Source organism: Chlamydia crocodili, from assembly GCF_018343815.1.
Classification (GTDB): Bacteria; Chlamydiota; Chlamydiia; order Chlamydiales; family Chlamydiaceae; genus Chlamydia; species Chlamydia crocodili.
In genome coordinates, this window is the sequence record NZ_CP060791.1 from 1,117,149 (window position 1) to 1,130,787 (window position 13,639).

Here is a 13,639-nt window from a genome sequence, read left to right on the forward strand (position 1 = left end):
GGCTAAATAGTAAAGAAGGGAACTAGACTGTCAGAGTCGTCTTTATTATGATGATCATACTCTTCATCTAAAGTTGAATATGGTGGTGCTGGTTGAAAATCAGCATCACAGTTTGCTAATTCTTCCTTTAACTGTCTCGATGTAAGTTTGCTTAAATACGAAGGAGAATTTTCCATCATATTCAATAACTCTTTTAAAGTTAAAGGAATAACCCCGCATTTCAGGTAGTATTTTTCACTACGCTTTCCTGTATCATTAATAAAGGGATCGATTAGAGAAAATAGGTAATCTTCACAGTTTTTCTCTAGAGATTCTAAAGCTTGAGCTTTTGCTTTTTTATTTTTCCCTGTTAGGGCTCTTATAAGAATGTCAGAATGTTCTACAGATCCTAAAATACCTAGAAATTCAAACATGAAGTTAACTTCTGATTGATAATTGGATTCTAAGGTATTAACCAATAGGCTGAGATTGTATTTTGGATAGGATTTTTGAATATAATTTTTATGATAATCATAAAAAATTGCTTTGAGTGCTTTAGATTTTACAATTTTATAAGCATTCTTTTTGAATAGCTTATTATCAATTTTACAGAGAGCTTTTGCGGCAAGAATTCGACACCGATTATGTGTGCTGTTATCAGAAAGAATCTGAAGGAATGAGTTTGCTGTCTCTTTAGGAAGTTCTATGATTATAGCCTCAGCACGTTTTCTAGATGCGCTTTTTAATAAAGATGTGGTGATAAGGAAGTCTTTTACTAGTGAAGCGTCTAAGATTACTCCGATTGTTTTTAGTAGATAATAGCAAGCCTCATCGTTATAAACATTCTGTTTTAAGACTTGTATCAATTTTTTACAGTAGGGTTTATGAGTAGCCTTTACAGATGCTTGTAACGCTTTGCATGTTTGAATGAAAATTTCATTGCCTACGTTGTCTAAAAACTCCATTAAAATTTGAAAATTATCAGGATTTCTTTCTAGAGTTAAAATAGAAAGACCAATGGATACTATTTGAGGATCCGTAGAAGTAAGAAGTTCCTTAAGTCTTGAATCTGCAATATCACGATATTGCCCACTAATTTCCTGACGTCGTACTGTAAGAATTGCGGCTAAAAGTCTATCCCCCGGTTCATCGTAAAGATCTTCAGAAATATCAGATATTCGCAATAGATCGTGTTCTGCAAAATAAAGATGGATTCCTGTGGCTATTGAAGGATGTGGAGTTGTCGATGACCAGCGTTTAAGGAGTTCTAGAGTAAGAAAATCCCTGGCCCAGAGACTATTTTTTAACATTTCCATAGTCTTTAGCTTACTAGGCAAGCTTAGTTTATTCATATGAGCTAGTAAGCTAGGAAGTACACTACGGCTTCCCAAATTTAATAAATGTTGAAAAGCGAATATTTGATGTCGTTCATGTTGATGCTTGAGGTGTGTAAGTAATAGGAGTTCAATTTGTCTTCTCTCTTTTGAAGTCATGGCTTTTATCCATTCCAACATTGTCTTTTTTAAATGAATGGCTTGGGAAGAGAGATTTCTTAGAATAGCCCGTGCATAATATGAACGTAATAAACAGGCGAGGACTACTGTAATCAAAGATATAATAAGACAAACTGTATATTGATAAGAAATAGCGAAACACACCAGAGCCCATACAAACATTCCTATGGGTTCAATAAAGCATTCTATTGCGATTCTAATTTGATTCCGTATGCTATTTGGAACGCCATAAATCAATAACTGTAGATTGTTATCATCTAGTGCATAGGTGAGCCCTTCTCGAGCTACCATACCAATTGTTGCAATTCCAATTGAGGTTTTAAAAGACCAACAAAGGAATAGATTGGTGAAGCATAGGGGAGCGAATAGGATGATATTATTCACACCTATGTTCTTTACTATTCTGCTATAGGCAAATAGAGCAAAACACATATTGGTTAGTGAAATCCATGAGGACCACTTAGTTATATGTGCTGTAAGTTCGTATGTATTTCCATCTGCAAAGTGAGTTTCAAAAATTTTTAGGTAATTGAATTCTGTTGCAATAGCAAGTAGCTGCATTAGGAAATAAAAACATAACAGATAAAAAGTATAACTATCCTTCAAGCAGAGTTTAAAAGCTTTGGATACAGATGGTGGGTGACCAGTATCTAAGAAGTGATCATGATCTTCTGATAACTCTTTCAAAGATTTCGACACATAGTGCACTAATGGATAACAACTTAATAGAATGACTATGAAGAGTATTAGAATTCTTTCTATACCTATATATTGGATGCGGTTGACGATACCGGAACCAATAGCGTCCCCTAGAAATATAATGGCATTGAATACACTGAAATGTCTTTTGGCATCTTGAAGATTAAAGAATTGATCTACGAATCCCCAAAAATTTGTATACGCTAATATGATCAAGCTCCAAGAGAGCATGCGATAAACAAGCAAAGGTGTTGAAGGGATTTCACTACATGTTGTTGCGTAACAAAGGAGATAGAGGTTACAAACAATTATGCTAGTTATAGGCATTAAAAATAATGTTTTAGGTGAAACCCTTTTTTTGAATAAATTATAAAGAATAAGTGAAGATAGAAGACATAGAATGGAAGATGAACCTAGGTAAATAGAGGGGAGTCCCTCGGTCCCGACATTTTCAAGAAAAAGCCCTTCGCTTAATGCCAGGGATCCGTAGCAGCCTATTCCCCAGATTAAGCCTAAAACAAGGAATAGAAGTGCTCTCCTCTCTTCTCCATGATGCAAGTTCAATAGCAGACGAAGGGCTTTTTGCATAACAAACCCACCTAAGAAAATAATATATTAACTGATGAAATTAATTAATTTCAAGGTGAGTATAGGAGATTAAACAAAGAATAAATTTATATAATTTATTTTTTAATTTCCCGAAGGTCCAGTTTCAATAGGCAGTGGTTTATGATGTCGAATTAGCGTTACGCATAATACGCTAATTAGGCAGATTACTGTGACTATTGAAGCGCTAACAATAGCCCATACAGAGTTTGCTGTATTAACTAAAATAGCTGCGGCTTGAGGTAATATACCTGCAAGGCCTAAAGAGGCTAAGACAATAATGATAATAGCGACTAAAGAGATCGCCAAAAGAAACGAGGCTAGGGCCATAGGACCACTGCAAACACCTGTTGGGGTAGATAATCCCTGCAATCTTGTTTTTATTGCAGTAACTTCGGTTCTTAATTCGGCCACTGATGTTGCAGTAGTTGCCATATGAGACTGCATCATACGCATCAGATAATTCTGATCTATACCAGGTCCTGTAGGATGTTGCGGCCATCCACCTAAAGGATGTTGCTGTATCCCGGCTAGAGTCGTTTGAAGATTGGATAATTGTGTTGCAAGATCACTCGGATTTAATAAAGAAGATGGGAGTGTGGTATCGGCCGGATTTAAATCATTTCTTACAGAGGTCATAATACTTAGTTTCTCCTAAATATTCTTTTATAATAATTAAGATTCTATTTGAGAATTATTGATCATATAGATTGCGGGTCTGCTTCTTAATAAAGAGCCGATAGACAGTGAGCAAAGAATCATCATTGAAACTGCGGCACACGAAATAATGGGTAGGGATATACAAGCACCAACTGTATACATGTTAAGTAGAGAAATAAATAAAGGAAAACCACCACAAACAGCAACGATACAAATAATAAGCATTGTGATAGAGATTAAAGCTAAAATTGTTAACGCTAATGCTGTGAGTTTAGAACAAAGAGAAGGAGGTGTGCGTCCTACTACGTAACTGGTGCCTTCCGAACGAGGCGTGGCTCCGGGGGTTCCTGAAGAACCTGATTGAATTAACAATTCCGTAACCGTAGCTAAACATCCTTTTAGCTCTATAACTTCATCTCTTAAATGAGTTAGATCTGCGGCTACATTATCACCCGTAGTAAGAGCTAGGGAGGAAACTCTATCTATTTGATTAACTTTACCTTCAAGGCTTTCCACCTTTCTTTGCAATTCATTTATTTTTCCATTGAAGCTCAGTAAAACTCTATCTAGTGAACCCTCTTGAGTTTGTGTTTGACTGGGTGAAGATACTGATGTTGTTGCCATATGCTTCCTTAAGTTATCTTGGGAAAAAATAATAAAACTTAAGATAGGATATCTTAAGGAAGAGAATATATCAAGATATAAGCTTTTAATTTTCTAAGTTGTAGAAAGCAAAGCGTTTAGAAAGTTTTTTATTTAATGACCATAAAATAATTAACCCAATAGACCACTGTAAAATCAAACTAGAAAGACTATATACCGATATAGGATTCCACCAGTGCCCGTCTTCAGGAAAAAGCCCCTCATAAAAATACCACGAGAGTAACACAATCCCTTCAATAGGAAGTAAATATTTTACCATAGAATCAAAAACTTTATTGAGGTGAATATCTCCTGGAACTGCATTAATGATTTTCTTTTTTAAATGTGTTAACCCATAACTAATTGCGGCATAGATAAAAATAAGACCATTAATAATTAATCCAATTCCCCAAACAGTATCTTGGTTTGCAAATATTGCAAGACTTAAAGATGAGGGTACGCCAAGGATAAAAGCTATAACTGTTGCTAAGGACTCCGCTACGTGCTTTTTTATTCCAAATTCTGAAAGAGTTTGTGATAACAAAAACAGCATTGAAATCATTGATGAGAGAGCTGCCATAGCAAAGGCAAGGAAGAATATAGAACTGAAAATAGCTGGTAAATATGTAGATCCAGGAATTCTAGTAAATAGTTCTGGTAGGTAGATGAAAGCTATGCCTATGCTTGAAGATCCCGCGCCTTGTTGTAGCTGTGTAGTCCCTAAAATATCTAGGGAAGAGCATGTGGCAAATACAATAATCCCCATAATTAGGGAAACCAAGTTATTCGATATAGCGGTAAGAGCTCCATTGCTAACGACGCCGGTTTTTTTTGAAGCAAATCCAGAATACACTAAGAGCAACCCCCATCCAGCTCCTGTATCCCAAGCATTTTGTGTTAGAGCTTCTAACCATAACTTATAACTAGAAAGTGAGGCAAAATCAAAAGTGAAAAGTTGTTTGATTCCCTGAACAGCATTAGGTAGAGTCACTGCTCTAAGGAGGAGTACTAGAGTACAGACAAAGAATGAGGGGATAAGAATTTTATTGCACTTCTCAATACCCTGTACAATACCCTTACGAATAATCATATAGGCTAGAAATAAAGACAAGAAATGGAACAGTAGAGGAAAAGAACTTTGATAATGAGTCTCCCATAACTGAGAAAAATTATTCCCGGCGTAAATTTTTCCAGAAATTGAATAGTAAAAATAGCTCAGACCCCATCCAACGATATTAGAGTAGTAGGCTAAGATACACGTTGTCACTAAAGTAACAAAGCCTCCTAACCATGCGCATTTAGGTCCCGCTGTTTTAATTAACGTTCCTATAGGAGCTTTTTTAGTTAATTTCCCTAGAGAAAGCTCTATAACAATCAGAGGAATTGACCAGATAAATAGGAATAGAAGCCAAATTAAGATAAAGGCTCCACTACCATTTTGCGCCGCAATTCTAGGGAAACGCCAGATATTTCCAGCGCCAACAGCTATCCCCATCATAGAGAAAATAAATCCTAGTCTTGAAGAAAAGTGGGTCTGACTTTTGTTCATTTATATTTACCCTAATTCAACAAGTTTATCCGAAAAGTGTTTGTCTGTCATACTAACAACGCAACAATCAGACCAGACATTTAATGATGTTTCGATCATGTCTAATATAGTGTAGAAAGGGAGAATTAATCCCAATAAATGTAGGGGGATATGCATTGAAGTGATCAAAGAAGATGCAAGGAAGAAGCATCCCATAGGCACCCCGGCATTACCAATCGCGCATAACGTTGCAATAAATATCCAACCGATCATGGAAAGTAAAGAAAAGCTAAGACCATTAGATGTTCCTACAAAGAGTACTGTAATTAAAATAAAGGCAGCACAACCGTTCATGTTGATAACAGAACATAAAGGAAAGGCCAGTCTTGATAATGAGGGTTTAATTTTGAGTTCTTCTTCAGCTAATTCCATTGTTAGAGGTAGAGTGGAGGCTGAAGATTTTGAAAAGAATGCTGTAACTAATGCTGGAGACATGCTCTTAACAATTTTCAAAGGTGAAAGCTTATTTGCTTTCAACAGCCATGGTAAAACAATAAACCCTTGGATTAAGTTAGCTCCCACTACGCAAAGAAGATACTTACTAAAGATAACCAAGTTTCCTTGACTCTGTGTAACTTCTTTATAGAAGAGAATAGAAAAAGCTAGTGTGGCCGGAGCAAGTAACTTAAGAACACCTTTAGCAATATTCAAAAGTATAGAAAAGAATGTCGAAAATAGTGTGTGAGTAAAATCCTTTTCTTTTTCAGGGAGAAATAGAGAGGCGATTCCTAGCAAAGCGGCTAAAAATGTGGCTGAAATAACATTATTATCTATAAATGGCTCTAGAATATTCCCAGGAATAGTAGTTGATAATACCTTAAGATAGCCTGTTGAGCATGTGGTTGAAGATGTTTCTAAACTACCTTCTAAAGGCATGACAGGATAGATAATAATAAACAATCCTAGACCGACTGTGGCAGCTATAATTGTAGTAAGTAGTGTGTAGTATAAGATTTTTCTACCCAAGGACAACATTATCTGAAAATTTTTAATTGATGTAATCGTTGACCCAATAGCAAAAAATACTAGAGGAAGACTTAAAAACCTTAACAGTTTTAAAAAAATTCCTGATACAATTTCTGCACTTTGAAAAATTATGGGGGAATTAAAGGAAGCTAGGACCAAGCCTATTAGCATGCTTCCCAGTAATAGGAGATTATAACTTGATTTTGCGATTTTCTTTCTCATGAATGGTACTAAAAAATTTTAATAAAAGCGTAATGAGAGTATAGTGGTTCGAGGATTTCTTTTCTTTGAAATTGAAATAAAATAAAAACTTTTTAAAAGTGTAACATGTCTTGTTTTAATTTGCCCACGGTTAATGAAAAATTAGCCCCCGTTAGATCTAGTAGTTTTCCAGACCAAGAAGAATGGAAGAATACTTTCCAAACAAAGCTCACAAAGAATTCCCATACTCATTTGGATTTAGAAAAGTATCAGGCAAATCGTCAAACACGTGTTGCTTTGTTAGCATTATCCGTATTGATCACTTTGGTTTTATTAGCGATGCTTCTTGGCACCCTGCAACTGCAAGCATTTGTTATGACATGGGTTTCGGTTGTGGTGGCAGTGGCTATTCCAACTATTTTATTAACCGGTGGAATGTACATTTTACATAGGATTAGCAAAAAGGTAGATGTTCTATCCGGTTCAGTAATTAAACCTTTTGGGAATAGAATCTGGGCTCCTATGCCTGTATGTTACTATTCTATACCTAAGGAGGGTGAGAAGGAGAATATTCAAGAGAGAGTTCATGAAAGCCATATAGATTTATCTACTTTAGATGCAACCAATTCTGGTGTGGCACTAGTGTATTATTATCCAGATGGTGTGGATTATAGAATTCCAACTTTCGTTTTCCCTCTAATTGCCACCCCTTTCGTTGTTCTTATTAAGATGATCTATAACTTAATTAGATTTATTGTGATCCCCTTTCATATACTTTTGCAAATGGTCATCCAATACTTTTCTAAAAAGGATATTTCCATAGAAGATCGTTTTATTTTCAAAGATATTGTTAGGGAAATGTCCCGATCTTTGGTCAATATGCTTAGGGCTCCTTTTTATGGCACGGCTACAATGATGACGGTCTTTTACGGGTTACTTAATCCTTTAGCAGGTCGTGTTGCCTATGCGTGTGTAGAAAGAGATTGGAATGATGATGTTATCCGTTCTCGTGGGTTGTGGTTAGCTAATCCTCAACGTAATTTTAAATTCGAAGGTGGTGGTACACGTCAGGGATTGGGACAATTTAGTCACTACTTGATTGGATGTTTCCAGCCGACTTGTATGTTCCTATTTAAAGATGGTCAGATTGTTTCAGGATCGCATATCTCTGCCCAATATTATCCAAATTCGCACCTTCCTGTTTATCCCGGAATAGCCGTTGTCACTGCTCCAACTCTAGAAGATAGTCAGGGTAGTGAGGCAGAGACTAATTCTACAGATACAAGGTCTTAAAGCGTTATATAGACTGGGTTTCTTTTAGTATTCTCATGTAAAATATTTTTGATGAAAAACTTAAATACGCTAAACTAGTCCCAAAGTTTTTCTGTCAGACGCTCTTATATTTAATATCTAAATATATCAGTTTTGAAATTCTTATCTTTTCGTCTCGGAAAATCTTAAACAGTAGTATATTATCTGGGATTGTATCCTGCATTGGGGATAGAAATTCAATCTTTTAGAACATCCTCTAGATATGAGGAAAGAATATGACAGTACAGCAGTCACAAGATGGGATCATCCTTACCTTTCATTTCTTCTAAAAATTTCCATAGACAATCCGATGTATTCGATGAATTCGGTTGCTCTGAAGCATTTGTAGATTTTCTTGTTTCTGAATTGATAGATTTAGAGGGAAGTTCAGAAATCGGAGAGGGATATTTATCTCTGTCTGAAAGTTTATTGATGCTTACTCGCGATCACGTTGTGATCCTAAAGAAGGTTATCTTCTATGGAATGCATTATGGCATTAATAAGAAGAACTCTCAGATTTTAATAGACGGTTTATCATACATAGACATTTTATTCAAAAAATTGGGAATCAGTTCTTCAGACAGACTGTCTCTATGCTCAGCTAAAATATGTGCGAATTTTGAATTGTTTTCTTTAACTGGAGATGCGACGTTTCTTGATCATGTCGTTAAAGATTTTCATTTGATGGAACAATTACTAAAAATTAATCCTCATTTAGATAATAACTTGGGTTGGCAACACTTTTGTCGGGGAGAAAAACATGAAGAGGCCTCTCATTCAGCTACTGCCTATGTATATGAAGTTATAGGCAAGACTTTTTTGACATTATATTATAAGAATAAAGAAAAGGAAGCTCTCGCACGAAGTTTAAATTCTTTTCTTAAGGTATTAAATTTGCTTCCACATCGAGCAAGTGCTCATGCAGATTATGCTGAATGCCTACAAATTCTCGGATTAGAATCAGGAAATTCTTCATACCTACAGCAAGCTATAGACCATTTATCTAAGGCAATTTTCTTAAGTTTTAATCGTTATATTGATAACTCTGCTTATGAAAATTATCGTTATAGCTATGCTGTGGCTAAGGTAAGACTATTTGATCTTACTTATGAAAAAGAACATTTTCATCAGGCAAATAGGATATTGTATCAAACTGTTCAAGCTTTTCCTCATATTGCTGAATTGTGGGTTTTATGGGGAGAATTATTAATTCGTTCCGGCTGGCTTAACAGTAATATGAAACATATAGAAATGGGTTTAGATAAGTTGGCTTCAGCTCAGAAGAAAGGGGCCGATCCTATTCTTCTTTCTGCTTTATTAGCTAACGGTATAGCTGTATTGGGATTATACTTGGATGAGCCAAATTTATTCAGAGAAAGTCGGATACGATTAGTTGCTGCTATGAGAGCTTTCCCCGGCAATTCTCATTTAATTCATGCTTTAGGAGTGGTTCAGCTTTGCTCTGCTTTATATTTTGGCGATGATGCTAATTTCGCAGCCTCTGCTTCTTGTTTTAAATCTTGTATTGAATGGGATTCCGAAAATATCAACAGTTGGCAGAAATTATTTGATGTATATTTTGCCTGGGGTGTGAGAAAAAAGAATGTAAGATTACTTCAGAAAGCTGTTGGAGTAGTGAAAAGACTATGTTCTTTACGCCCTGAAGTATTTTTATTTTGGAGTGATCGAGGCCTTGCTTTAAAATGTTTGGCCGAGGTGACAACAGATCTTGTTTATAAGGAAATTTATTTAGAAGAGTCTTTATTCTATTATCGTAAAGCTTGGGATCTTACTCATCGAATGGAGATCTTGGAATTATGGGGACATTCTTGCTATTTGCTGGCCGAGCTTCAAGAATCTCAAGATTATTATGACGAGGCGTACGCCTTATTATCTAATATAGATGAGGAGAAGCAGTCTTTCAGAGCTAAAATTATTCTTGCTTCTACCCTTTTAGGAAAAGGAAAACTATTGCAAGATGAAGCTCAGGTCGAAGAAGCTTTGATTATTTTAAATCCATTAATCGATGAATATCCTGATCAAGAGGATTTATTACTCTTATTAGGAGAAGCCTGGTTATTTCTATTCTGGAAGCGACGTTCTTTGGAATCTGAAGAGTTCGTTAAGGTATACTTAGAACAGGCGATTGCTTTAGGGTGTGGTGAGGCTTACTATACTCTAGGTAAATTCTATGCTGTTAAAAAAGAGATTGGTCAGGCTTGGGCGATGGTAATGCGTTCTGTAGATTTTGGTTTCAAAATCACAGAATCACGATGGCTGAATGATCCATGTTTAGCAAATTTAAGAGCTGGACATGCATTTCATGAAGTCGTAGCTAATCAAAGAGGTAAACTATGGTGGGTGAACAAAACAGAGGCGAAGAGAAACTAGACGCGGCTCTTGGTTCAGGAAACTTAATGGATTCAAAAACTAGTCATCTGGATGATGAGCTAAGTTTTAAGTTGGAGAAAGCGTTTACTTGTTTATCTACCGATATACATTCTCATGATCTTTCCAAGATTGTCAGTGAGTATAATCCTATAGATTTAGCCTATGCCGTTTCTTGCCTTCCTCCAGATTCTCGTGCGATTCTTTATAAAAATCTCTCATGTATAGCATCTCGAGTAGCTTTCATTATTAATACAGATTCTGCTTCTCGATGGGCTATTTTTCGTAAGTTGACTGATATAGAAGTTTGTGCACTCATTGATCAGATGCCCCCAGACGAAGCTGTATGGGTCTTAGATGATATCCCTGATCGACGCTATCGTAGAATATTAGAATTGATCGATTCTAAAAAATCATTAAAAATTCGCGACTTGCAGAAACATGGCCGCAATACTGCAGGGAGACTTATGACTAATGAGTTCTTTGCATTTTTGATGGAAACTACTGTTAAGGATGTTTCTGCATGTATTAGAAATAATCCTGGGATAGATTTAACTCGACTTGTTTTTGTTTTGGATTTTAAAGGAGAACTTCAAGGTGTTGTTACTGATAGAAGTTTAATAATTAACCCCCCTGAAATTTCTTTAAAGCAGATTATGAATCAGGTAGAGCATAAAGTTTTGCCTGATGCAACTAGAGAAGAAGTTGTTGACTTAGTAGAACGTTATAAGATAGCTGCTCTACCTGTTGTTGATGAAGAAAATTTCTTAATAGGTGCTATTACTTATGAAGATGTTGTAGAGGCTATAGAAGATATTGCTGACGAAACAATAGCGCGTATGGCAGGGACCACGGAAGATGTGGGATATCATAGCTGTCATGTTGTTCAGAGATTTTTACTTAGAGCACCTTGGTTATTAGTAACTCTTTGTGCGGGGTTGGTCAGTGCTTCGGTAATGGCATACTTTCAAAAAATTGCCCCCTCATTATTGGCTCTGGTTATTTTCTTTATTCCTTTAATTAATGGGATGTCTGGAAATGTTGGTGTTCAGTGTAGTACAATTTTAGTCCGAAGTATGGCTACGGGGACGCTTTCTTTTGGACGCCGTAGAGAAACAATCTTTAAAGAGATGAGCATTGGTTTATTAACAGGAGTTGCCTTAGGGATTCTTTGTGGGATTGTTGTTTATCTTATGGGATTTATAGGTATGAATCTCTTTTCTGGAGGCGGGTTGCAGTTAGGAGTTACTGTAGCAGCTGGAGTGTTGGGAGCATCATTAACAGCTACAACTTTAGGAGTGCTTTCACCATTTTTCTTTGTGAAATTAGGAGTGGATCCTGCTTTAGCCTCAGGACCTATAGTTACTGCATTAAATGATATTATGTCGATGGTGATATTCTTCTTAATCACAGGATTTTTAAACTTTTTCTTTTTCAGTTAATAGTTCTTTTTAAATTATTATTTGATTACTTAATTTCATAAAGGTCTTTATTTCTTCTATATTTCACTTACATTCTAAAAAAGATCCCCCGGATCTACCTTTAGATACTCATGGGTACAAGCGATGTGTTTCTAGAGATGTCATTATCATGGTCATCTTTTTTTCTATCGTTGTTGTTCTTGCTATTGTAGGTGCAGTACTTGTTGGATCTAATGTTCTCACATCTTTGATGGCGTTACTTTTCTTTTCTGGTATTGCTACATCGGTATGTTTATTGGGTTTGGTTTTAATTTTCATTTTAAATGCAGAAAAGAGAATTTTTCCAAAAATCACTCTTCCTGATGAAATGGAATTTTCTAAAGAGGAACAAATTTTTCTACAAACACTACTAAACTTATCTCTTCCTGAGCAGATTAAAGAAACGGAAATTCCAACATTATCAGATGGCGTTCCTGAACATGTATTTATTAGAGGAACATTTTACAGAGAGAATTCAGAGTATAGAAATAATATTTCTACACGAGTAGAAAGCCTAGAAACGTCTCTAATGAGTTTTACTTCTACCTTTACTAAAGCTGTTGTACATTGTGGTCAGGTTTCAGGAAACTTAATTCAAGGGATAGTTAGGGAAATTAAGGATCTATTTATTCCTTCAATACGTTCTAGAGAAAAAGAGACCTCGCTTTGTTATTGTTTGCAAATTTGGAGTGAACTTTTAATACAGCACTCTTTTGTAGACTTTATTGTTCTTGTTCTTGAAAAGCCTGATATTAATCGTTTCTTACTTGGGAATTTTATAGAAATTGCTGAATCTTGGCGTATCAATCACGGAGATCCTACTTATATCTGTAGAGCTCTACAGTCATTTAATCTTTGGCTTTACGGTTTATATATGGGCGAGCCGTGTATAGATATTCTAGAATCTTATAATCCTGATCTTCTTACTGAAGATGTTCGAGCTTATTTAGAAAGTGGCAATTTTGTTCAGCTAATTTTCTCGCGAGCGGAACCCGATTTACGTGATAGATTTGCTGAGTTTTTGGAAGGATCTATTCAAGCTTTAGCTGCTACAGAATGCCATAAGATTCGTCGTGGGATGAACTCTGATGGATATATACAAAATGACCCTTCGTTACGTTCTGTTATCGATAATCTAAACTTGAGAATGACTTTTTGCTTGAATTTACCTTCATGTTCTTCTTGGAAATTTAGATTTGCTTTAGCAAGAAATTTAAACGGAATTTTCGATTTAAACGAATTTATTAGGGATAATTATTATGGCTTAGTTGCTAACCCCTTTTTGCTTATAGAACTTCTTCATAGCCATTCTAAATATCAGAGTTTTATTCAAGGATTGCTCATAAAAGCCATGCCTATAAGTCATTGGAAATCTTTATTTAAACCGATGATTGTAGGCTTATTCAGTGCGGGGATAGCTAATAGAAGAGAGCTAGAGGTAATGGCGAATCATCTGGGAGTAAATGTAGAAGATTTAACCAGTGTAATTTCTTCAGGCCGTTTCTTAGAAGTTTTATTTCCCAACTTATTCGAAGAATAGCTATTTAAATTCGATTTTCTGTTTTCCGGGTGCTTTACTTAAAAGAGAAGCTAGAAAATATGAAAAAGCAATTCCTTAAAAATTT

At 35.7% G+C, this 13,639-nt stretch carries 9 protein-coding genes; 4 read left to right on the forward strand and 5 right to left on the reverse strand.

Annotation, left to right across the window (positions count from 1 at the left end):
• Positions 1 to 2: 2 nt before the first annotated feature.
• The 5 genes from H9Q19_RS04930 to H9Q19_RS04950 all read right to left on the reverse strand — a co-directional run bounded on the left by H9Q19_RS04930 (position 3) and on the right by H9Q19_RS04950 (position 6,876).
• The gene (locus H9Q19_RS04930; RefSeq protein ID WP_213240885.1) at positions 3 to 2,780 is read right to left on the reverse strand and encodes a hypothetical protein; all 2,778 of its coding nucleotides are present in this window, start codon (positions 2,778 to 2,780) and stop codon (positions 3 to 5) included.
• Between the two features lie 102 nt (positions 2,781 to 2,882).
• Positions 2,883 to 3,437 (reverse strand): hypothetical protein, encoded by a 555-nt coding sequence (locus H9Q19_RS04935; RefSeq protein WP_213240887.1) that lies wholly within the window; start codon positions 3,435 to 3,437, stop codon positions 2,883 to 2,885.
• A 36-nt stretch (positions 3,438 to 3,473) separates the two neighbouring features.
• Positions 3,474 to 4,082 carry an inclusion membrane protein IncB gene (gene incB, locus H9Q19_RS04940; protein WP_213240889.1) on the reverse strand — a complete coding sequence of 203 codons (609 nt, stop codon included), beginning with the start codon at positions 4,080 to 4,082 and terminating at the stop codon, positions 3,474 to 3,476.
• Between the two features lie 85 nt (positions 4,083 to 4,167).
• Positions 4,168 to 5,649, reverse strand: a complete 1,482-nt coding sequence (locus tag H9Q19_RS04945; RefSeq protein WP_213240891.1) for a sodium-dependent transporter — start codon at positions 5,647 to 5,649, stop codon at positions 4,168 to 4,170.
• A gap of 6 nt (positions 5,650 to 5,655) precedes the next feature.
• Positions 5,656 to 6,876, reverse strand: a complete 1,221-nt coding sequence (locus tag H9Q19_RS04950) for a dicarboxylate/amino acid:cation symporter (RefSeq protein WP_213240893.1) — start codon at positions 6,874 to 6,876, stop codon at positions 5,656 to 5,658.
• Positions 6,877 to 6,981: 105 nt separating this feature from the next.
• On the opposite strand from H9Q19_RS04950, the gene H9Q19_RS04955 reads away from it, so the two are divergent.
• The 4 genes from H9Q19_RS04955 to H9Q19_RS04970 all read left to right on the forward strand — a co-directional run bounded on the left by H9Q19_RS04955 (position 6,982) and on the right by H9Q19_RS04970 (position 13,554).
• Positions 6,982 to 8,148 carry a transmembrane 268 family protein gene (locus tag H9Q19_RS04955; protein ID WP_213240895.1) on the forward strand — a complete coding sequence of 389 codons (1,167 nt, stop codon included), beginning with the start codon at positions 6,982 to 6,984 and terminating at the stop codon, positions 8,146 to 8,148.
• Between the two features lie 276 nt (positions 8,149 to 8,424).
• On the forward strand, positions 8,425 to 10,557 hold the full coding sequence (locus H9Q19_RS04960) for a tetratricopeptide repeat protein (protein ID WP_213240897.1): 2,133 nt from the start codon (positions 8,425 to 8,427) through the stop codon (positions 10,555 to 10,557).
• A gap of 26 nt (positions 10,558 to 10,583) precedes the next feature.
• The gene (mgtE, locus tag H9Q19_RS04965) at positions 10,584 to 11,996 is read left to right on the forward strand and encodes a magnesium transporter (RefSeq protein WP_117274764.1); all 1,413 of its coding nucleotides are present in this window, start codon (positions 10,584 to 10,586) and stop codon (positions 11,994 to 11,996) included.
• Between the two features lie 148 nt (positions 11,997 to 12,144).
• Entirely contained in the window at positions 12,145 to 13,554 is a 1,410-nt protein-coding gene (locus H9Q19_RS04970; protein ID WP_213240899.1) for a CT214 family putative inclusion membrane protein, read from the forward strand.
• The last annotated feature ends 85 nt before the right edge of the window (positions 13,555 to 13,639 follow it).